Origin of the sequence: Actinosynnema sp. NPDC020468 (genome assembly GCF_040642015.1) — a bacterium.
Taxonomy (GTDB): Bacteria; Actinomycetota; Actinomycetes; order Mycobacteriales; family Pseudonocardiaceae; genus Actinosynnema.
In genome coordinates, this window is record NZ_JBFAEO010000041.1 from 26,271 (window position 1) to 44,846 (window position 18,576).

Genomic DNA, 18,576 nt, shown 5'->3' on the forward strand with positions numbered 1-18,576 from the left:
TAGGGTGCGGGAATGGACCTCGTCGACGTCTGCTTCGCCGGCGCCGCGCGCCAGGCCGAACTGCTGCGGGCCGGCGCGACCACCTCGGCCGCCCTCGTCGCCGAGTGCCTGCGCCGCGTCGAGCGGCACGACCGGCGGCTCAACGCGTTCCGGGTCGTGTTCGCCCGCCGCGCCCTCGCCGAGGCCGACCAGGCCGACGCGCGCCGCGCCGCCGGTGAGGACCTGCCGCTGCTGGGCGTGCCCGTCGCGGTGAAGGAGGACCTGGCGATCGCCGGGCTGCCCACCACCCGCGGTACCGCCGCCGTCGAGCGCGCCGCCGACCGGGACTGCGAGGTCGTCGCCCGGCTGCGCGCCGCCGGCGCCGTCGTCCTGGGCCGCACCCGGATGCCCGAACTCGGGCTGTGGCCGCACACCGAGTCCAGCTGGGCCGGCGCCACCCGCAACCCGTGGTCGCCCGAGCACACCCCCGGCGGCTCCTCGGGCGGGTCCGCGGCCGCGGTCGCCGCCGGGTTCGTGGGCGCGGCCGTCGGCACCGACGGGGCCGGGTCCATCCGCATCCCGTCGGCGTGCACGGGCGTGTTCGGCCTCAAACCCCAGCGCGACCGGGTGCCGCTCGCCCCCGACGCGGACCTGTGGACCGGGCTCGTCGTCGCCGGTCCCCTCGCCCGGCACGTCCGCGACGCCGCGCTGCTGCTCGACGTGCTGGCGCCCGGCTCCGACCTGTCCGCCGCGGCCGCCGCCGACCCCCGCCGGCTGCGCGTCGCGGTGTCGCTGCGCACCTGGGGTCCCGGCATCCCGCTGTCCGACGAGGTCCGCGACGCCGTGCTGGACACCGCGCACCTGCTCGCCGACCTCGGCCACGAGGTGACCCGGGTCGACCCGGAGATGGACGACGTCGCCGGGTCCGCCGCGTTCGCCGCCCGCTACCTGCACTGCGCGGCGCTCGGCGAGGCGTCGCTGGACCGCCCCGACCGGCTCGACCGCCGCACCCGCCGCGTCGCCGCCCTCGGCCGCGCGCTGCCCGCGCCGGTCGTGCGCGCCGCCCTGGCCCGCGGCGACCTCCTGGCCGCCCAGGCCAACCGGGTGTTCGACGGCCACGACCTGCTGCTGACCCCCGTGCTGACCCGGCCGCCGCGCCGCGTGGGCGAGTGGGACCGCCGCCCCACCGTGCCCGCGCTGCTCGCCGCGTCCCGCCTGACCACGTTCCTGCCGGTCTGGAACATCACCGGCAACCCCGCCGCGTCCGTCCCCGCCGGCCACAGCCGCACCGGCCTTCCGCTGGCCGTGCAACTGGTCGGCCGGCCCGACGACGAGCACACCGTGCTGGCCGCCGCCGCCCAACTCGAACGCACCCGCCCCTGGTCGGACCGCCGCCCGCCGCTCTGACCTCCCGGGGGCGCGGAAAACGGGTTGCGCCGGGTGGTGGACTCGGCCGGTGGAACGAGTCGGAGCGCGGGCGTGACCGCGGCGGGAGAGTCGTCGGCGTCGCTGCGCGTCGTGTCGCCCACCCTGGACGTCGCCGCGATCACCCGGGTGATGGGCGTCGAGCCGACCGGGTACCGGGTGTGGCCCGACGCCACCGTGTGGCACTGGTCGCCCGCGCCGGAGTGGTGGGAGGGGTTCGAGGCGGTCGAACCCGTCGTGGACTTCCTCCGCGCCCGCCGCGAGCGGGTGGCACGCGTGCTGGAGCACGCGCGGGTGGACGTGTTCGTCGGCTACTTCGCCTTCGACGACCTCGAGGTGGGCGCGGTCGTGCCCCGGTCCGCGTGGGAGGCGATGGCGGACACGGGCGTCGACGTGGTGTTCGACGTCTACCCGCCCGGCCCGGCCGACACCGACGAGCCGGAGCCGCCCTACCGGAAGTGGTACGACGTCGAGGTCACCGACCGCGGCGCGCCCCGGTCCGGACGGCTGGTCCACCTCGTGGACGAGGACCGGGTCGACCCGGTGATCGGCGCCGCGATCCTCCACGCGCTGTCCGGGGACACCGCGGGCAGGCAGGTCCGGGTGAGCTTCGCCTCCGGCAACGGCCAGGGCGGGTTCGGCCTCGACGCCGCCGTGGTCTCGGCCGTCCGGGACGCGGTCACCCCGGTGCGCCTCGACCTCGTGCGCCCGCCCCTCGACTGACCGCCGCGACGACGGTCAACCGCGGTCGGCGAGCTCGGCGGCCAGGGTGGCCGCGGCCTCCGGGCCCAGCAGCGCGGCCTCCGGGCCCAGCAGGTCGACGGCCCGGGCCAGCCACTCGTGGACGCGGGTGCCGTGGGCGGCGGACAACTCGGTGGACAGCACCGCGCGCAGTTCCGCCGGCGGGAGCAGGGCCAGGGCGCGGTCGCGGACCCGCGGCCAGCGGTCGCCGGACAGGGAGCGCAGGCGCGCGTAGGTGTCCGCGGCCGGGCGGCCGGTGAAGGCGTCCCAGCGCCACCGCCACGCCTCCTCGATCCACCCCACGCGCAGGCACTCGTCCACCGCCAGGTCCACCAGCCGGGCCGCCGCCCCGCGCCACGACGTCGCCTCCGCGCCCCGCCGCACCCACTCCACCGCCTCCCGCGACCGGCCCGCGTCCCGCAACGCGGTCGCCACCCGCAGGTACTGCCACCCCGACGACAGGTCCTTGCCCAGCACCAGCACGTGCAGGTCCACGTCACCGGTGTGCTCGGCCAACTCCTCCATCACCCGCAACAACGCCCACCGCGTCCGGTCGTAGCGGCCCGGCACCCCGAAACCCACCACCGGCAGCGGCGCGAACCGGGACACCGCCTCCCGCCGGTAGCGCGCCAACCCCGCCGCGCCCAACGCCGTCGCGTACGGCGCCAGCCGCACCTCCGGCGACTCCGCGAAGTCCACCTGCACGCGCAGCAGCCAGTCCGCCAACGCCACCGGGTCCGGCGGCTCGCCCACGCACGCCACCACGTGCAGATCGAGCACCCGGTCCACCAGCCCGGCCAGCGGGACCCGGTGCTCCCGGTCCGCGGCCACCGCGACGACCAGCGTCTCCACGACCCGCTCCACCACCACCCGGCCGGTGCCGCGGCGCACCAGGTCCGACAGCTCGGCGACCACCGCGGCCAACCCGGCCCACCGCCACGACCACGACTCCTCGGTCCGGGACAGCACGAATTCCACCCGACCCGGTAACGCTTCGTTCACCTCGCACATCCAACCCCACCCGCCACGAACGGGTGACGCCGCCACCCTCCGTGACCGAACTGGGGGCCGGACATGCGAAAACGGCGGCCCGAAGGCCGCCGTCCCGAGGAACACGAGCGAAGATCACACCTGCGACGACCCCGGGAGTTCACCCGGCAGCCCGCCCAGCGGACCCTCCAGCGAGTGGTGACCCAGCGGACCGGGCACCTCCTTGCGCGCCACGGCCTCCGCCGCGCGCACCGCCTCGGCCACCGCCGGGTCCGGCGCGGTGTCGAACCAGTCCGCGACCGCCGGGTCGTCCTCCTCCGGCGCCGTCGACGGCTCGTAGGCGGGCGGCTCGTAGCGGAACACGCCGTCGTCGCCCTTCGCGCCCAGCATCTTCGCGAACCCCTCCAGCGCCTTGCCGAAGTCGGTGGGGATCATCCACACCTTGTTCGCGTCGCCCTGCGCCATCTGCGGCAGCGTCTGGAGGTACTGGTAGGCCAGCACCTCCGGCGTCGGCCGGCCCGCCTTGATCGCGCCGAAGACCTTCTCGATCGCCTTGGCCTGACCCTGCGCCTGGAGGTACCGGGCCGCGCGCTCGCCCTGCGCCTTGAGGATCCGCGACTGCCGCTCCGCCTCCGCCGACAGGATCGCCGCCTGCTTCGCGCCCTCGGCCGAGAGGATCTGCGACTGCTTCTGACCCTCGGCGGTCTTGATCGCCGCCTCCCGCTGGCCCTCCGCGTTGAGGATCATGGCGCGCTTCTCCCGGTCCGCGCGCATCTGCTTCTCCATCGAGTCCTGGATCGAGGGCGGCGGGTCGATCGCCTTGAGCTCCACCCGCGCCACCCGGATGCCCCAGCGCCCGGTGGCCTCGTCCAGCACGCCGCGCAGCTGGTTGTTGATCTGGTCGCGGGAGGTCAGCGTCTCCTCCAGGCTCATCCCGCCCACCAGGTTGCGCAGCGTCGTGGTCGCCAACTGCTCGACACCCACGATGTAGTTCGAGATCTCGTACACCGCCGCGCGCGGGTCGGTCACCTGGAAGTACACGACCGTGTCGATCGACACCGTCAGGTTGTCCTGGGTGATCACCGGCTGCGGCGGGAACGACACCACCTGCTCGCGCAGGTCGATCCGGGCGCGCACCCGGTCGAAGAACGGCACCAGGATGTTCAGGCCCGGCGCCGCCGTCGTGCGGTACCGGCCGAGCCGTTCGATCACCGCGGCCGTGGCCTGCGGGATCACCAGGACCGACTTGACCATGACGATCAGCACGAACAGCACGACTACCGCGATCACGATCAGCGTGATGGTGGTCAACTCCGCCTCCACTCAGGCACCGGACATCACCACGGCGGTCGCGCCCGAGATCTCGACCACCGTGACTGCGGCGCCGGGCTCGATGACCTCGTGGTCGATCGACCGCGCCGACCACACCTCGCCACCGATCCGCACCCTACCGTCGTGCCCGTCCACAGTGGACACCACGATCGCCGTGCCGCCCACCAGCGCCTCCGTGCCGGAGCGGTGGCCCTGACCCAGCGCCAGCCGCCGCTTCACCGCCGGCCGCACGCCGATCAGCAGGCCCAGCGAGACCGCGGCGAACACCGCCGCCGAGATCAGCACGTCCAACCCGACCGCCGCCGCGCCGGCCGCGCCGAACGCGGCCACGCCCAGCAGCACGAGCACGAAGTCGCCCGACAGCACCTCGGCGGCCACCAGGACGACACCGAGGATCAACCAGATCAGCGCGGGCACCTCTCCATCCTCCCACCAAACGGGAGCGGACAAGACCGGTTCAGACCGGCTCCGTCACGAAATCGATCAACCGCTCCACCGCGCCCAGCAGCGGCGTCTCCAGGTCCCGGAACCCGGACACCCCCGCCAGCACCCGCCGCCACCCCTCCCACGGCTCGCCCCAGCCCAGCGCCGCGCACACGCCCTCCTTCCACGGCACGCCGCGCGGCACCACCGGCCACGCCGCGATCCCGACCGACGCGGGCTTCACCGCCTGCCACACGTCGACGTAGGGGTGCCCGGTCACCAGCACGTGCGCGTCCCGGATCCCCTCGACCAGCCGCGACTCCTTGCTGCCCGCGACCAGGTGGTCCACCAGCACCCCCAGCCGCCGCCCCGGCCCGGTGCCGAACCCCGCGATCCGCTCCGCCAGCACGTCCACGCCGTCCAGCGGCTCCACCACCACGCCCTCCACGCGCAGGTCGTGACCCCACACGCGTTCCACCAGCTCCGCGTCGTGCACGCCCTCCACCCAGATCCGGGAGTCCCGCGCGACCCGCGCCGGCGCGCCCTCCACCCGCACCGACCCCGACGCCGAGCGGGTCGGCGCCTTCGCGGCGGGCGCCGGGCGCACCAGCGTCACCGGCCGGCCGTCGAGGAGGAATCCCGCCGGCCGCAACGGGAACAGCCGGGTCGCGCCGTGCCGGTCCTCCAGCACCACGTGGCCGTGCTCGAAGCGCGTCACCGCGCCGCAGAACCCCGACGCCGGGTCCTCGACCACCACGCCCACCTCGGCCACGACCTCGGGCACGGTCTTCTTCTTCCGGCCCGACAGCACGTCGCGCCCGTAGTCCTGTGCTCGCACGGGCCCAACCTACTGAAGTCACCCGAACGGATGACCGATGCCACGCCGGGGCTAACGGCGTCGCCACGTCCCGCGACAACCGGAGCACGGACCAGGGCCGATCAGGGGAGAACCGCCATGTCCAGAACCACGACCGCCGCCGCGTTCGGCCTGCTCGCCGCCCTGCTGACCGCCTGCGGGCCGACCGCCACCACCGGTGCCGGCACCTCCTCCGCCCGTGCCGTCACCACCACGCGCACCGTCGCGCCGACGACCACGCCGACGACCGCGGCCGCCCCCGTCACCACGACCACCACCACGACGACCACGACCGCGGTCGTCGTGCCCACCACCGTCGCACCGGTCCCGATCCAGCCGGTCGCGGTGCCGCCGGTCGTCGTGCCGACGCAGGCGCCGGTGGACCAGGCCGACCCCGTCGACCAGAAGCCGCAGAAGACCCTCGACCCGCGCTTCCCCAGTTGTGTCAAGGCCAACGAGGCCGGCTACGGCCCGTACACCAAGGGCGTCGACCCCGAGTACGACTGGTACCAGGACCGCGACAACGACGGCCTGGTCTGCGAGCTCAAGAAGTAGGGCGGAACACCGACAGCACGTCGCACCACGCGCGCAGCCGGTCGCCGTCGACCACCCTCGAGAGCAGCTCCACACCCTCGTCCGGCGACGGCGCCGCCCACGCGAAGTCGACCGCGTCGAACGCCGCGTCCCCCACGCACGGACGCGGGTCGATCACCACCGGGCCGCGCGCCGACTCCAGCACGTTGAGCAGGTGCAGGTCGCCGTGCAGCAGCACCGCCGGCACCCGGTCCCGCGCCAGCCGCGCCGCCACCGCGTGCGCCGCCGAGAAGTCCCGCCCACGACGCCGCGCGGCCAGGCCGAACATGAAGTCCACCCGGTCCGCCAACGACCGGAACCCCGCGGGCGGCGGCACGTGCAGCGTCTCGAGCACGCCCACCAGCGCCGGCCCGTAGGTCACCGGCGTGCCCGGCACCAACCCCTCCAGCAGCACCGCGCCCGCCGCCACGTCCGACTCCAGCACCGACACCACACCCGGGCTCGACGCCCACGCCCCCAACGCCGCCACCTCCTCGGCCGCGATGCCCGGCTCGGGCGTCACCTTCAGCACCACCGGCTCCCCGGCGCGCGAGCACAGCAGGGCGTGCGACGTGCCGCCGGTCAACTCGCGCTCCACCCGCAGGTCCCAGCGCGCCGACAGGTCCGCCACCAGCGCGGGCAACCCGGCCAGCCACGGGCGCACGCCCTCGCCGAACCGGTCGAGCAGGCGGGCGTTCACGCGTCCAGCCTCAGGATGAACTCCTCCACGTCCTCGCCCCGCGCCTCGGCGAAACCGACGTCCTCGCCCACCGCCACGAACCCGCACTTGTCCAGCACGCGCAGCGAGCCCAGGTTGTCCACCGCCGCCCGCGCGAACAGCGGGCGCGTCGGGTCCAGCTCCAGCAACGCCGCCAGCGCCGCCGTCGCGAGGCCCTTGCCCCAGTGTGCCCGGTCGATCCAGTAGGTCACCTCGGGCTCGCCGAACTGGACGAACCGCGACACGTGGCCGACCACCCGGTCGTCGAACACCACCGTGCGCACCAGGACCGAGTCGTCGGCCAGGATGCGCGCCCACCGCACCAGGAACGCGGCGCGGTCCGTCGGGTCCGCCGACCCGAACGCCGCCATGTGATGGGCTTCCGGGTCCCGCTGGTGCTCGAAGAACTCCAGCACGTCGGACTCGGTCACCTCGCGAAGTCGGACACCGCTCACACGCGCAAGTACACCACCAGCCGGGAAGAAGCCCTCAGAAAGCCGGCCACGGGATCGACGGCCAGTCCTGCGACGGCTCCGGGAACACCGGCACCGCGAGCAGCTTGTCCACCCGCTCGGCCAGCGCCCGCACCTCCGCGCGCGTGAGGTGCTCGTGCAACTCCTCGCCCAGCGCGCCCGCCAACCCCGACCGCACCCGCAGCAGCGCCTCCACCGCCTCCTCGCCCAGCGGCTCGCCCAGCCACCCCCACAGCACGGTGCGCAGCTTGTCCTCGGCGTGCAGGCAGATGCCGTGGTCCACGCCGAACACGCCGCCGTCGCGGGCGTGCAGCACGTGCCCGCCCTTGCGGTCGGCGTTGTTGACCACCGCGTCGAACGCCGCCATCAGCCGCACCCTCGGGTGGTCGGCGTGCACCAGCACCGCCGGGTCGCCGAACCGGTCGTGCGCGCGCAGCACCGTCCGCCAGCCCGGCGCGACCTCGTCCTCGGCGACGATGTCGACCAAGTCGTCGTCCTCGCGGGTGTCCACCCACAGCTGCACCATGCCCGACCCGAACGGGCCCGGCCGCAGCACCGTCGGCGGCACCAGGTCCAGCCCGGCCGCCCGGGACACCAGGAACGTCGCGTACTCGCGGCCCGCGAGCGTGCCGTCGGGGAAGTCCCACAGCGGGCGCTCGCCGCGCACCGGCTTGTACACGCACTGCGCGTGGGCGCCGTCCAGCGAGATCGCGCAGAACAGCGTCGCGTTGGAGGCGTCGACCAGTCGTCCCTCGACCTCGATGCGGCCCCTGGTCAGGAAGTCCAGCACCCCGTCGTCACCGGGCCGCAAGGGCTCAGTCCTCGTCCGAACGCCGGTAGCCGTTCTGGCGCGGGCACACGTGACCCTCCGGGTCCAGCGGCTCCGAGCACAGCGGGCAGGGTTTGCGGCCGGCGCGGACCACCCGGTCGGCGCGCTCGGCGAACGCCCGCGCCTCCACCGGCGACAGGAACACCCGGACCGCGTCCGGGCCCTCCTCGGTGTCGTCCAGGACCACCGCCTCGTCGATCTCCTCCTCGGTGATCGCGAGCAGTTCGACGACGACCGCGCGGGACTCGGCGTCCCAGCCCAGTCCCATCGTGCCGACCTTGAACTCCTCCTCGACCGGCACCGCGAGGGGTTCGGTGTCCCGGAGGTCGTCGGGTACCGCCTCGGGGACGTCCGCGCCGAACCGCCGGTGCACCTCCTCCAGCAGCGAGCCGATGCGCTCGGCGAGTACGGCGACCTGTTGCTTCTCCAGCGCCACGCTGACCAGCCGGGCCTCCTCGGAGGCCTGGAGGTAGAACGTGCGCTCGCCAGGCTGCCCGACGGTGCCGGCGACGAACCGGTCGGGCTGGCGGAATACGTGGATGACGCGTGCCATGACAGCAACGACCCTAGGCCACCCGGACAAGATCGGCAGCCCTCCCCCCGGTTTTGCGCCGTGTCGGCCGATCGGGGCTGACCGGCCCCGACGGCACCCCTATACAGTCGCGGCGTGGTGAAGATCGCACCGTACGGAACCTGGACATCGCCCATCGACGCGGCTGACGCGGCCGCCGCCGGTGGTGGCCTGCAATGGGTCGACCTGCACGGGGGTTCGACCTGGTGGGCCGAGGGCCGCCCCGCGGAGGGCGGTCGGGTCGCGCTCGTGCGCGACGGAGTGGACCTGCTGCCGCCGCCGTGGAACGCGCGCAACCGCGTCCACGAGTACGGCGGCCGGCCCTGGGTCGCCCTGGACACCCCCGAGGGCACCCGGGTCGCGTTCACCCACTGGGACGACCAGCGGGTCTACCTGTTCGACCCCGAGCGGCCCGAGCCCGCGGCGATCACGCCCGAGCCCGAGCGCCGGCACGGCCACCGCTACGCCGACCTCACCGCCGGACCCGGCGGCACCGAGGTGTGGTGCGTGCGCGAGTCCGTCACCGGCGACGCCCGCACCGACATCCGGCGCGACCTGGTCGCGATCCCGCTCGACGGGTCGCCCGTGCGGGTCCTGGCGTCCTCCCACCACTTCATGACCGGACCGCGCGTCTCGCCCGACGGCACGCACTACGCGTGGATCGGCTGGGACCACCCGAACATGCCGTGGGACGGCTCCGAGCTGTGCGTGGCGCCGGTGGGCTCGGGCGAGCACCGGGTGCTCGCGGGCGGACCGACCGAGGCCGTGTGCCAGGTCGAGTGGGACCTGCCCGTCGACGGCCGGCCGCCGGCGCTGCTGGCGATCACCGACCCCGACGGCTGGTGGAACCTGTTCCGGATCGGGCTGGACGGCGTCGCCACCAACCTCGCGCCCGGCGAGCACGAGCTGGGCGGACCTCTGTGGCGGCTGGGCCACCGGTACTTCGCCACCATCTCCCCCGGCCGGCACGCGGTGCTGCGCGCGGGCGCGCTGGCCGTGCTGGACGAGCGGTCGGGCACCGTCACCGACGTCGACACCGACCTGCCCGTGTGGCACTCGCAGCTGGCCGTGCACGACGGCGTGGTGGTCTCCGGTGCCGCCGGTCCGCGCGCCGAGGCCTCCGTGGTCGCGCTGGACCTGTCCACCGGCGAGCTGACGCACCTGACGTCGCACGCCGCGACCGTCGACCCGGCCTACCTGCCGGTGCCGGTCGAGCGGGTGTTCGCCGGACCCGACGGCGACGTGCCCGCCTACGTGTACCCGCCGACCAACCCCGACTTCGCCGCGCCCCAGGGCGAGCTGCCGCCGTTCGTGGTGCACGTCCACGGCGGCCCGACCGGCCGGTCCATGGCGGTGCTCGACCTGGAGCTGGCGTACCTGACCAGCCGCGGCGTCGGTGTCGTGTCGGTCAACTACGGCGGCTCCACCGGCTACGGGCGGGCGTTCCGGGAGCGGCTGCGCGAGCAGTGGGGCGTGGTCGACGTCAACGACTGCGCCGCGGTGGCCCAGGCGTTGGCCGACGAGGGCACCGCCGACGGCGCGCGGCTGGCGATCCGCGGCGGCAGCGCGGGCGGCTGGACCTCGGCGGCGTCGCTGACCTCGGTGAAGACCTACCGCAGCGGCATGGTCGCGTTCCCGATCCTGGACCTGGCCGGGTGGACCGGCGACGGCGGCGAAACCCACGACTTCGAGTCGCGCTACGTCGAGGGGCTCGTCGGCAGGCTGCCCGAGGCCGCCGACCGGTACGTCGAGCGGTCGCCCGCGCACCGCACCCGGCACCTGGCGGGCCCGGTGCTGCTGTTGCAGGGCCTGGAGGACGAGATCTGCCCGCCCGAGCAGGCCGAGCGGTTCGCCGCCGACCTCGCGGGCACCGGCATCGCGCACGCGTTCCTCACCTTCGAGGGCGAGCAGCACGGGTGGCGCAAGGCGGAGACGATCATCGCCGCGCTGGAGGCCGAGCTGTCGTTCTACGGGCAGACCCTCGGGTTCGTCCCGGGCGGCGTGCCGGTACTGGAACTGCGTTCTTGACGCCGCTGCTGAGGCCGGGCGACCGGGTCGTCGTGGTCAGCCCGGCCGGGTCCGTCCCGGCCGGGCGCACCGCGGTCGACGACGGGGTCGCGGTGCTGCGCTCCTGGGGTCTGGACGCGGTGACCGGCGCGCACGCCCGCGACGTGCACCCGACCCTGCCCTACCTCGCGGGCCTCGACGCGGACCGGGCTTCCGACCTGGTGGCGGCGTGGCTGGACCCGTCGGTGCGCGGCGTGCTGTGCGCCCGGGGCGGGTACGGCAGCCAGCGGGTCGTGGACCTGGTCGACTGGGCCGCGCTGGTCGCGGCCGGGCCGAAGGTGTTCCTGGGCTCCAGCGACCTGACCGCCGTGCACGACCGGCTGGCCGGGCTCGGCGTCGTGTCGTGGTTCGGCCCGATGGTGGCCACCGACGCGTTCCTGCGCGACGAGGTCGCGCGCGAGCACTGCCGGGCGGCGCTGTTGGACGGCGTCGTGGCGGCGACCGGGACACCGGTGGCCGGCGGCACCGCCACCGGCACCGCGTTCGGCGGCACGGTGAGCCTGCTCGGCCCGCCGCCGCCCGACGGGGCGGTCGCGCTGCTGGAGGAGGTCAACGAGGAGCCCTACCGGCTGGACCGGATGCTCACCGGGCTGCTGCGCGCCGGGTGGTTCGACCGGGTCGCCGGTATCGCGCTGGGCTCGTGGCACGGGTGCGGCGACGTCACCGCCGTGCTGCACGACCGGTTGGCGCCGCTGGGCGTGCCGATCGTGGGCGACGTCGGGTTCGGGCACCGGGTCGGGCAGCGCACCGTGCCGCACGGCGCGTCGGTCCGGATCGACGGTGACACCGGGGCCGTCGCCTTCGCCCGCTGACGACGACCCCGGCGCCCGCGGTCACAGCCCGAACGCCAGCAGCACGTGCCCGTGCTCGCTCGGGTACTCCGGCCAGTAGCCCGACTGCACGTAGACCATGCCGTCGGACACCACCACGCCGCCACCGCCGCCGGCGATCGCGCTGCCGGTGCCCGTCACGCCGTTGACGCCCGCGAAGTCGCGCACCGTGTCGAAGGTCCACAGCACCCGGCCGGTGCCCGACGCGTAGGCGCGCAGCTTGCCGTCGTTGCTGCCCTCCCACACCAGACCCGGTGTGGACGTGGCCGCCGCGCCCTGCGCCGGGAAGCACACCTCGGGGTGCCCGGCCGCGCCGCCCGTGGTGCAGCCGTCCGCCGGGTTCGGGGTTTTCCACAGCACCGCGCCGGTGGCCGGGTCGACCGCGTGCACCGCGCCCGGCTCGGCGAAGTAGGTGGAGATGTAGAGCCGCCTGCCGTCGTAGCTCGAACCCCACTGGATGCCCGAGATCCCGCCGCCCGGCAGCGGAACGCCCAGCTGGCGGCGCCACACCACCTCACCCGTGGTGGCGTCGAACACGTGGTAGACGCCCAGTTTCTGGCCCACGCCGACGAGCTTGCGGCCGTTGACCGTGAACAGGTTCGGGGTCGCGCCGATGTCGTAGTCCAGCGCCGTGTCGTCGCCCAGCCCCGGGCAGTAGCCCGCCGCGTCCGGCGTGTTGCACAACCCGCGCCACGTGTCGGCCTTGGTGACCTGGTTGCGCCACCGCACGCCGCCGGTGCGGGCGTCGAGCGCCAGCAGGGTGTCGAACTCGCCCGCGCTGCCGGTGTAGTTCTGGCCCGTGCCGACGTAGACGGTGCCGGTGGCCTTGTCCACCACCGGTGAGCTCCACACGCCCGCGCCCGACGGCTCGTAGCGCGTCGCGCCGCTGGGCCAGGTGCCGACGGCCTGCGGCTGCGGGACCGTGTAGTGCCGCCACACCAGCTCGCCGGTGCGCGCGTCGAGGGCGTCGATGTGGCCGCGGAAGGTGCAGCACGGGTAGTTCGGGTCGTCCTGCGACCCGTCGGGGCTGTTGTTGGAGTTCTCGCCGCTGGACGTGCCGACGTAGACCTTGCCGTCGTACACGATCGGCGAGCTGGTCACCGTGGCCGCCGGGTGCGCGTCGACCTGCTTGGACCACAGCGGCCGGCCGGTCCGCTGGTCCAGCGCGTACACCCAGCCGCGGATGTCGCCGACGTAGACCTTCCCGTCGGCGACGCTGGGCCCGTCCCACGGGACCGCCTTGCGCCCGCCGGGCGAGATGGTGGTCAGGTCGGTGACCCACCGCTCCGCGCCGGTTTTGGCGTCCCGGGCGTGGAAGGTCCCGTCCGGCGACCCGAAGTACACGACCCCGCCCACCACCGCGGGCTGGCTGCGCACCGGCGGCGTGCCCTTGGGGTAGGCGTAGGCCCACTTGAGCTTGAGCTTCCCGACGGTGGCCGGCGTGATCCGCCACTCGGCCGCGTTGTGCCGCGACCCGGCGAGGTCCCCGGTCCACGTGGGCCAGTCCGCACCCCGCCGCGACCCGTGGTGCCCGGCACCCGCCTGCGACACCCCCGCGCCGAGCCCCACCACCGCCACCACGACCGCGACCACCGCGGTCGCGCGTTCCCTGATCGGCATGACCGTCCGTTCCCCCATCCGATTGCCCGGCATCCCACCGTGCCGGCGCCGCGCCGGCGGCACGATCGGCGAAAGGACCGTTCCACGACAGGAGAAGGTCGACTCCCGCGTCAACCGATCGGTTGACCCGACCCGCGACCTCCGGTGCGGGCTACCCGGTCCGGTGCGGTCGGGTCGGTCCGACCGGGAGGTCGTCGAGGTGGCGTTGCACCCGGCCGGCCTCCTCGCGACCCTGCTCGCGGTAGAGCCGCAGGGCTTCCTCCCACACCGCGCGGGCCCGTCGGTGCTCGCCCAGGGCGAGCAGCGGGTGCCCGAGGCGTTCCAGGGTGTCGGCGGGGCGGTAGGTGTCGTCCAGTTCGCGGCGCAGGGCGATGGCGTCGTCGTAGTGGCGCACGGCCAGGTCGTGGTGCCCGTCGCGGTGCTCGACGTAGCCCAGGGTGTCCAGTGCCGCCGCCGTCCCCTCGGGGTGGTCGTGCAGGCGGTACAGGGTCAGGGCGGCCCGGCAGTGCGCGCGGGCCCGGTCGTGCTCGCCCAGGCGGGCCCGGTACCAGGCCAGGTGGTTGAGGGCGTTCGCCTCCCACACCCGGTGGTCGAGGGCGCGGAAGCGGGCCAGGGCGCCGAGGGCGTGGTCCAGCGCGCCCCGGTCTTCGCCGGCCAGGGACCGGACCCGCCCCAGCTCGCGGTGGGCGTGGCCCTGCTGGGCGAGGTCGCCCGATTCCTCCGCCAGGGCCAGGGCCGTGCGCAGGTGCTCGAGCCCCGCGTCGTGGTGCCCGAGGTCGCCGTGCGCGCGGCCCAGGTGGCGGTGGGCGCGGATCCGGGTGGCCGGTGGGCGCGGATCCGGGTGGCCGGTGGCAGGTGCGCGGCCAGGTCGAGCACGGTCCGCCACACGGTGACGCGGTCGTGCAGGTGTCCCCTCCGGTCGTGGAAACTGGCCGACGCCCACGCCAGGTCGGCCACCGCGTCGTGCCACCCGGCGTCCGCCGCGGCGCGCTGGGCGGCGAGCAGTGTCACCCGTTCCGCGTCGAACCAGGCCAGCGCGGCGGTGCGGTCGGCGAACACCGGAGCGGGTGGTGATCCGGCGGACGCCCGGCGGGTGTTGAGCAGCCGGTCGCCGGCGTGGGCGGTGCGCTCGTAGTGGTCGACCGACCGGCGCAGTGCCGCGTCCCGGTCCCGTCGCGTGAGTTCGCCGTCGGCGACCGTGACGGCGTAGGCGCGCACGAGGTCGTGCATGCCGAACCGGCCGCCGGGGACGTGGGCGACCAGCGACGCGTCGGCGAGGGCCCGCAGCACCGCGCGGGTCGGCGTCGGCGGCAGGTCGAGCAGGGCCGCGAGGGCGGGCAGGGCCGAATCGGGTCCGGGCGCGACGCCCAGCAGCGCGAACGCCCGCCGTTGGCGGTCGGTGAGGTGGCGCAACGACCAGGACAGCACGGTGGGCAGGCCGGCGGCGGGGTCGTGCTCGTGGTCGAACACCTCCGGTCCGAGGTCGCGCAACTCCGCGACGAGGGCCACCGTCGGGAGGCCCGGGCGGGTGAGCGCCCGGCGGGCGGTGATCGTCAGGGCCAACGGGTGGTGCCCGCACAGCGCGATCAGCTCGTCGACGGCGTCGGTGTCGACGCGTCGGGCGCCCAGGCGCGCGGCGAGCAGGGCCCGGGCCTCACCGCGGTCCAGGACGCCGAGGTGCAGGTGGCGGGCGCCGTACCGGTCGATCACCGACGACAGGACCGTGCGGCCGGTGACCAGCACCGCGCAGGTCGGGTCGCCCGGGAGCAGCGGAACGACCTGGTCCGCGGCGGCCGCGTTGTCCAGCACCACCAGCACCCGCCGGTCGGCCACCAGGCTGCGGAACAACGCGGCGCGGGCGTCCACCTCCGGCGGCACGCCGCGGGGATCGACGCCGAGGGCGTCCAGGAACCCGCCCAGGGCGTCGGACGCCGTGGTCGGCGGCCACGACGGGCTGAACCCGTGCAGGTCGACGAACAGCTGCCCGTCGGGGAACCGGTCCGCGTTGCGGTGCGCCCAGACCACCGCGAGCGAGGTCTTGCCGATCCCACCCGGCCCGCCGATCACCGACACCGCGGTGCCCGGGCCGATCAGGGCGCCGTCCAGCGCCGCCAGTGCCGCCTCGCGCCCGACGAACGTCCGGGGAGCGGCGGGAAGCTGCCGCGGCACCGGCCGGCGCGCGGCCGGTGCGACGGTGACCGCCGCGTCCCGACCGGCCTGCACCACCGTGCCGCCGCCCACCACGACCGCCCGCCGGCCCTCGTCCCCGAAGACGACCACACCCACCCCCAGGACGTTTTCGTCGGGCCTCACGACACCGCCGTCGGCGCCGCGCCGCAACGCACAACGGCGGACAAGGCGTTCCCCGGGTCGTGCGCTTCCGCGACCGGCGCATACGCTGGTCGCGACCGCGGTACCCACCCGATCGGACGCACACGCGGAGGAACGCGCCATGCCCTACACCGTGGACTTCGGCACCGTGTCGACCACCGGTCTGGAGTCGTCGCCGGTCGCCGACGCGCTCGCCGGACTGCGGGCGAACGAGGCCCGGTACTTCAAGAACAAGTACGACCACGTCTTCACCGTCGAGCCCGCCGAGGACGCCGCCGCGACCGTCGACTGGGTGCACCGGATCCTCGAGGAGGAGCGCGGCATCGTCGTGTCCTCCCGCGCGCTGGAAGCCACCGGGTTCGAGGTCGAGGGCATCCGGATGGCCTACGTCTTCTACGAGAGCGGCCTGTCGATCAACGTGATGTACACCCTGGAGGACTCCGGGAAGCGCGCGGTCGGGTTCAAGCTCTCCGACGGGATGGAGGTACCCGCCGAACTCGCCGCGTTCAAGTTCGCCCGGCAGAAGTCGAAGCTGGCGGGCACCATCCGCGGCTCCTACTTCGTCGTCAAGAACGAGTACTGACGGTCGACCCGTCCATCGTGCCGCCGCGCGAGCCGGCCGGGCACGCGGCGAGGTCACCGCTCTCCCGCGGCCGCACCGGGTGCCGGCGACGCGTCGGCCACCGCGGGTGGACCCGGTGCACATGCCGCCCGGATGCGCGGATACCCGACGGTCGCTGGTCCCGCCGCGGCCGATCGCTACCCTCACGGACGTGCGCGCCGTGTTCCCCGGATCCTTCGACCCCACCACGCAGGGACACCTCGACGTGGCCCGCCGGGCCGCGGCCGTGGTCGGGGAACTGGTCGTGTGCGTCCTGACCAACCCGGCCAAGCCGGGCCGCCTCGCCCTGCCGGAGCGCCTGGCCCTGCTGTCCGACCTGATCGGCGACCTGCCGAACGTCACGGTCGACGCCGCGCCCGGCCGCCTCCTGGTCGACTACTGCCGCGAGGAGGGAATGGACGTGATCGTGCGAGGCGTGCGCACCCCGGCCGACCTGGAACACGAACTGCCGATGGCCCTGGCGAACCGCCGGCTGACCGGCGTGGAAACCCTCTTCGTCCCGACCAGCCCCGAACGGGCCTACGTCTCCTCCACGCTCGTCGCGGCGACGGCGGCGAGGCGTTCGGTCAGGGGTTGAGGGTCGCGGCGTGGCGCGCGGCCTGGTCGAGCACACCGCCGGTCGGGGTGGAACCGGGTGCGGGTTCGGCCTGGGCCAGGGTGACGGTGGTGCCGTCGACGCGGGACGCGTAGTGCGTTCCGGTGAACCGCACGCCGGTGACCATCTCGGTGATGTTGCCCGTTCCCGGCCGGTCGATCAGCGCCCGGAGGTCCGCCGCGGCGGTGGCGTCGGGCATGGTGACGCGGGCGACGGCGAGCCTGAGGGTGGCGCCGGACCTGTCGACGGCGTCGTAGGCGGCGCGGACGAGCGCGGTGCACGGGTGGGTGAGGAAGTGGTCGTGGGCCTGGCCGTAGGACAGCCCGGCGCACGAGCCGCCCTCGGACCTGGCGAGGAGGGTCGGCGTGAAGTCCGGGGCGGCCGAGGGCGCCCGACCGCCGGAGGAGTTCAGGGCGACGAGCAGCAGCACCGCCGCGACGAGCCCCACGCCGACCAGGGGACCCGCGGTGCGGGCCGGGGTGCCTCCCGCGGGCGCGGACCGGGTGTGGGGCCTGACCCGGGTGCCGTCGCGGCGGAAGTGACCGGCCACCCTGATCCTCGGTCGTGCGGCGGTGAGGGTCGGGCTGCCGGCGGTCCGGTTCGGCGCGGACCGGGTGTGCGGTCTGACGCGGGTGCCGTCACGGCGGGTGTGGCCGGTCACGCGGACCATGAACTCTCCTCGCGATATCGGAGCGGAACCGTCCGGTCAAGATGGGCGCGAATGTTAACCCATGCCGGTATTCCAACCCGCGTGAGCGACGGCAATGCGAAAAGGCCCGGGTATCGCGGATGGTCGCGCACCGCCGAACGCCGCGGAGAACGCGACGGCCGGTCGGTTCCGAGTGACCTCGGGACCGACCGGCCGCGGTGGGGAACCGGCGTTCTAGAACACGAAGCAGTCGGCGTACGACGTTTCGCGGGCGAGCACCGCCGCCACGCCGCCGGCGTTGCGCTCGACCTGGGCCGCCTCGGTGGCGTGCGGAATGGTGGACTGGCAGGACGTCGGCGAGCTGTGGCCCGACATCAGGTAGTCGCACCGGCCGTTGCGGTTGTCCGGCAGGCCCAGGATGTGGCCCAGCTCGTGCGTGGCGATGCGGGGCGGGTAGAAGCCGTCGTTCACGGCCTCGCGGCCCATGTACACCGTGCCCCGGCCGAAGCCGTTCTGGTAGGTGCGGGGCCACCCGTTGTCCGCGTACACCCGGACCGCCGCGGTGCCGCCGGTGGCGGGCTTGAGCTGGACGTTGCGCACGGCCTTGTTCCAGGCGGCCGCGCCCTCGTCCACCGCGGCCTTGAACTCCTGGGCCTGGCTCGCGTCGTAGTAGACGATGCGCACCGCGGCCGGCGCGGCCACCGCCGTGCCGCCGCCCAACCCCTGCACCAGGGTGAGCGACAGCAGCAGCGTGACACCGGCCGCCAGGGAACGGGCGGTGCGGCGAAGCGTTGTGGTCATGGGTCACCTTTCGGTTCCGGTCGCGTGGTGCGCGACGCGCGGATACGCCGTGCGGGTCGTCGGTGGCAGGCCCGGGCAGGTGCGTCGGAATCAGGTCGACGCGCGGCCGGCCACGTCACCGGGCATGACAGGGAATCGGCCCGGTGCGGCC

Annotated in this window: 20 protein-coding genes; 7 read left to right on the forward strand and 13 right to left on the reverse strand. The window is 74.8% G+C overall.

Features of this window, described 5'->3' with window-relative positions; genetic code table 11:
• The first annotated feature begins 12 nt into the window (after nucleotides 1-12).
• Entirely contained in the window at nucleotides 13-1,386 is a 1,374-nt protein-coding gene (locus tag AB0G50_RS26135) for an amidase (protein ID WP_360113197.1), read from the forward strand.
• Nucleotides 1,387-1,458: 72 nt separating this feature from the next.
• The gene (locus tag AB0G50_RS26140; protein ID WP_360113199.1) at nucleotides 1,459-2,127 is read left to right on the forward strand and encodes a hypothetical protein; all 669 of its coding nucleotides are present in this window, start codon (nucleotides 1,459-1,461) and stop codon (nucleotides 2,125-2,127) included.
• Nucleotides 2,128-2,142: 15 nt separating this feature from the next.
• Here AB0G50_RS26140 and AB0G50_RS26145 read toward each other — a convergent pair whose 3' ends face one another.
• The 4 genes from AB0G50_RS26145 to AB0G50_RS26160 all read right to left on the reverse strand — a co-directional run bounded on the left by AB0G50_RS26145 (nucleotide 2,143) and on the right by AB0G50_RS26160 (nucleotide 5,728).
• Nucleotides 2,143-3,147 (reverse strand): hypothetical protein, encoded by a 1,005-nt coding sequence (locus AB0G50_RS26145; RefSeq protein WP_360113201.1) that lies wholly within the window; start codon nucleotides 3,145-3,147, stop codon nucleotides 2,143-2,145.
• A gap of 123 nt (nucleotides 3,148-3,270) precedes the next feature.
• Nucleotides 3,271-4,389, reverse strand: coding sequence for an SPFH domain-containing protein (locus AB0G50_RS26150; RefSeq protein ID WP_360113306.1), 1,119 nt, complete (start codon nucleotides 4,387-4,389; stop codon nucleotides 3,271-3,273).
• Between the two features lie 69 nt (nucleotides 4,390-4,458).
• A complete protein-coding gene (locus tag AB0G50_RS26155; RefSeq protein WP_360113203.1) occupies nucleotides 4,459-4,884 on the reverse strand; it encodes an NfeD family protein in 426 nt (141 codons plus the stop codon).
• A gap of 40 nt (nucleotides 4,885-4,924) precedes the next feature.
• On the reverse strand, nucleotides 4,925-5,728 hold the full coding sequence (locus AB0G50_RS26160; RefSeq protein WP_360113205.1) for a DUF3097 domain-containing protein: 804 nt from the start codon (nucleotides 5,726-5,728) through the stop codon (nucleotides 4,925-4,927).
• A gap of 117 nt (nucleotides 5,729-5,845) precedes the next feature.
• Between AB0G50_RS26160 and AB0G50_RS26165 the strand changes: the two genes are divergently transcribed.
• Nucleotides 5,846-6,301, forward strand: coding sequence for an excalibur calcium-binding domain-containing protein (locus AB0G50_RS26165; RefSeq protein WP_360113207.1), 456 nt, complete (start codon nucleotides 5,846-5,848; stop codon nucleotides 6,299-6,301).
• Here the strand turns inward: AB0G50_RS26165 and AB0G50_RS26170 are convergent.
• From AB0G50_RS26170 to AB0G50_RS26185, 4 genes are read right to left on the reverse strand one after another with little or no spacing between them, the layout of a single operon-like run.
• Entirely contained in the window at nucleotides 6,291-7,019 is a 729-nt protein-coding gene (locus AB0G50_RS26170) for an aminoglycoside phosphotransferase family protein (RefSeq protein WP_360113209.1), read from the reverse strand. The two genes, AB0G50_RS26165 and AB0G50_RS26170, sit on opposite strands and share 11 nt — an antisense overlap.
• Nucleotides 7,016-7,468, reverse strand: coding sequence for a GNAT family N-acetyltransferase (locus AB0G50_RS26175; RefSeq protein WP_360113211.1), 453 nt, complete (start codon nucleotides 7,466-7,468; stop codon nucleotides 7,016-7,018). The genes AB0G50_RS26170 and AB0G50_RS26175 overlap by 4 nt, the downstream gene beginning before the upstream one ends.
• 58 nt (nucleotides 7,469-7,526) lie before the next feature.
• A complete protein-coding gene (locus tag AB0G50_RS26180) occupies nucleotides 7,527-8,321 on the reverse strand; it encodes an SCO1664 family protein (protein WP_360113213.1) in 795 nt (264 codons plus the stop codon).
• A gap of 4 nt (nucleotides 8,322-8,325) precedes the next feature.
• Nucleotides 8,326-8,892 (reverse strand): DUF3090 domain-containing protein, encoded by a 567-nt coding sequence (locus AB0G50_RS26185; protein ID WP_360113215.1) that lies wholly within the window; start codon nucleotides 8,890-8,892, stop codon nucleotides 8,326-8,328.
• Nucleotides 8,893-9,006: 114 nt separating this feature from the next.
• On the opposite strand from AB0G50_RS26185, the gene AB0G50_RS26190 reads away from it, so the two are divergent.
• On the forward strand, nucleotides 9,007-10,938 hold the full coding sequence (locus tag AB0G50_RS26190; RefSeq protein WP_360113217.1) for a prolyl oligopeptidase family serine peptidase: 1,932 nt from the start codon (nucleotides 9,007-9,009) through the stop codon (nucleotides 10,936-10,938).
• Nucleotides 10,935-11,789, forward strand: a complete 855-nt coding sequence (locus AB0G50_RS26195) for an LD-carboxypeptidase (RefSeq protein WP_360113219.1) — start codon at nucleotides 10,935-10,937, stop codon at nucleotides 11,787-11,789. Before AB0G50_RS26190 ends, AB0G50_RS26195 begins: the two co-directional genes overlap by 4 nt.
• 21 nt (nucleotides 11,790-11,810) lie before the next feature.
• Here AB0G50_RS26195 and AB0G50_RS26200 read toward each other — a convergent pair whose 3' ends face one another.
• The 3 genes from AB0G50_RS26200 to AB0G50_RS26210 all read right to left on the reverse strand — a co-directional run bounded on the left by AB0G50_RS26200 (nucleotide 11,811) and on the right by AB0G50_RS26210 (nucleotide 15,713).
• Nucleotides 11,811-13,427 (reverse strand): PQQ-binding-like beta-propeller repeat protein, encoded by a 1,617-nt coding sequence (locus AB0G50_RS26200; RefSeq protein ID WP_360113221.1) that lies wholly within the window; start codon nucleotides 13,425-13,427, stop codon nucleotides 11,811-11,813.
• A 151-nt stretch (nucleotides 13,428-13,578) separates the two neighbouring features.
• Nucleotides 13,579-14,010 (reverse strand): tetratricopeptide repeat protein, encoded by a 432-nt coding sequence (locus tag AB0G50_RS26205; RefSeq protein WP_360113223.1) that lies wholly within the window; start codon nucleotides 14,008-14,010, stop codon nucleotides 13,579-13,581.
• Complete coding sequence (locus tag AB0G50_RS26210) at nucleotides 13,917-15,713, reverse strand: hypothetical protein (RefSeq protein ID WP_360113225.1); 1,797 nt, start codon at nucleotides 15,711-15,713, stop codon at nucleotides 13,917-13,919. Before AB0G50_RS26210 ends, AB0G50_RS26205 begins: the two co-directional genes overlap by 94 nt.
• 166 nt (nucleotides 15,714-15,879) lie before the next feature.
• Between AB0G50_RS26210 and AB0G50_RS26215 the strand changes: the two genes are divergently transcribed.
• Nucleotides 15,880-16,341 (forward strand): phage tail protein, encoded by a 462-nt coding sequence (locus AB0G50_RS26215; protein WP_360113227.1) that lies wholly within the window; start codon nucleotides 15,880-15,882, stop codon nucleotides 16,339-16,341.
• Nucleotides 16,342-16,531: 190 nt separating this feature from the next.
• Nucleotides 16,532-16,957, forward strand: a complete 426-nt coding sequence (gene coaD, locus AB0G50_RS26220) for a pantetheine-phosphate adenylyltransferase (RefSeq protein ID WP_360113229.1) — start codon at nucleotides 16,532-16,534, stop codon at nucleotides 16,955-16,957.
• Here the strand turns inward: coaD and AB0G50_RS26225 are convergent.
• Entirely contained in the window at nucleotides 16,947-17,645 is a 699-nt protein-coding gene (locus AB0G50_RS26225; RefSeq protein ID WP_360113231.1) for a hypothetical protein, read from the reverse strand. The genes coaD and AB0G50_RS26225 overlap by 11 nt on opposite strands.
• Nucleotides 17,646-17,858: 213 nt before the next feature.
• The gene (locus AB0G50_RS26230; RefSeq protein WP_360113233.1) at nucleotides 17,859-18,425 is read right to left on the reverse strand and encodes a snapalysin family zinc-dependent metalloprotease; all 567 of its coding nucleotides are present in this window, start codon (nucleotides 18,423-18,425) and stop codon (nucleotides 17,859-17,861) included.
• Between the last annotated feature and the right edge of the window lie 151 nt (nucleotides 18,426-18,576).

Excerpts from the sequence above, each read along its gene's own strand:
- AB0G50_RS26135 (WP_360113197.1), top strand. The coding sequence starts at position 13 with ATGGACCTCGTCGACGTCTGCTTCGCCGGCGCCGCGCGCCAGGCCGAA.
- AB0G50_RS26150 (WP_360113306.1), bottom strand. The coding sequence starts at position 4,389 with ATGGTCAAGTCGGTCCTGGTGATCCCGCAGGCCACGGCCGCGGTGATC.
- AB0G50_RS26165 (WP_360113207.1), top strand. The coding sequence starts at position 5,846 with ATGTCCAGAACCACGACCGCCGCCGCGTTCGGCCTGCTCGCCGCCCTG.
- AB0G50_RS26185 (WP_360113215.1), bottom strand. The coding sequence starts at position 8,892 with ATGGCACGCGTCATCCACGTATTCCGCCAGCCCGACCGGTTCGTCGCC.
- AB0G50_RS26200 (WP_360113221.1), bottom strand. The coding sequence starts at position 13,427 with ATGCCGATCAGGGAACGCGCGACCGCGGTGGTCGCGGTCGTGGTGGCG.
- AB0G50_RS26215 (WP_360113227.1), top strand. The coding sequence starts at position 15,880 with ATGCCCTACACCGTGGACTTCGGCACCGTGTCGACCACCGGTCTGGAG.
- AB0G50_RS26225 (WP_360113231.1), bottom strand. The coding sequence starts at position 17,645 with ATGGTCCGCGTGACCGGCCACACCCGCCGTGACGGCACCCGCGTCAGA.
- AB0G50_RS26230 (WP_360113233.1), bottom strand. The coding sequence starts at position 18,425 with ATGACCACAACGCTTCGCCGCACCGCCCGTTCCCTGGCGGCCGGTGTC.